The sequence below is a fragment of the Streptomyces longisporoflavus genome (assembly GCF_014649775.1).
Classification (GTDB): domain Bacteria; phylum Actinomycetota; class Actinomycetes; order Streptomycetales; family Streptomycetaceae; genus Streptomyces; species Streptomyces longisporoflavus.
Genome location: NZ_BMTR01000134.1, coordinates 1 through 653 on the forward strand (window position 1 = coordinate 1; position 653 = coordinate 653).

Consider the following 653-nt stretch of genomic DNA (forward strand, 5'->3'; position numbering starts at 1 on the left):
CCTGAAGGGACGAAAGAGCTGGCCAGGCGAGCGCGAGGCCCGACTCGACGCGTTCAGATGGCTCCACCGCTACAACACCCGACGCCGACACTCCCGCCTCGGACAACGATCACCGATCGCCTTCGAGAACGCCCTCCACCACACACCAACTACGCTGACACCAGCCGCATAACCCGTGTTCAGGATTCGGGGTCAAGGCCCCCAACCTCAAACGCCTCCTAGGGATCGCCGCCATGGTCGCGATCAGGAACAAGGACTCCTACCTCGGTGTATTCTTCCGCCGCTTGTCAGCCAGACGCGGCGGCAAACGCGCCCTCGTCGCCGTGATGCACAAACTCGCCATCGCCATCTGGCACGTCCTGTACAACCACCAGCCCTACCGCGACCTCGGCGCCGACCACTTCACCCGCCGCGACCCCGAACGCGCCATGCGCCGCATGCTCAAGGAAGCCAACAGCCTCGGCCTGACCATCCGCTTCGAACCCATCCAGGTCTGACCGACTCAACACACGTCATTTTCGTGTCAGTCCCCGGCCCGCGCTACTTACTGACCGTTTCAGAATGACGTTCGTTGTGGGACTTGGCAGTTAAGTGTTGTCTCGGCAGGATTGGTTGGGTGGCTGCTGAACTTGTGCCTGATGACTTGTGGGAAC

Annotated in this window: 1 protein-coding gene; it reads left to right on the forward strand. The window is 61.9% G+C overall.

Features of this window, described 5'->3' with window-relative positions; translation table 11 throughout:
* Nucleotides 1-233: 233 nt before the first annotated feature.
* The gene (locus tag IE226_RS43735) at nt 234-497 is read left to right on the forward strand and encodes a hypothetical protein (protein WP_190087105.1); all 264 of its coding nucleotides are present in this window, start codon (nt 234-236) and stop codon (nt 495-497) included.
* The last annotated feature ends 156 nt before the right edge of the window (nt 498-653 follow it).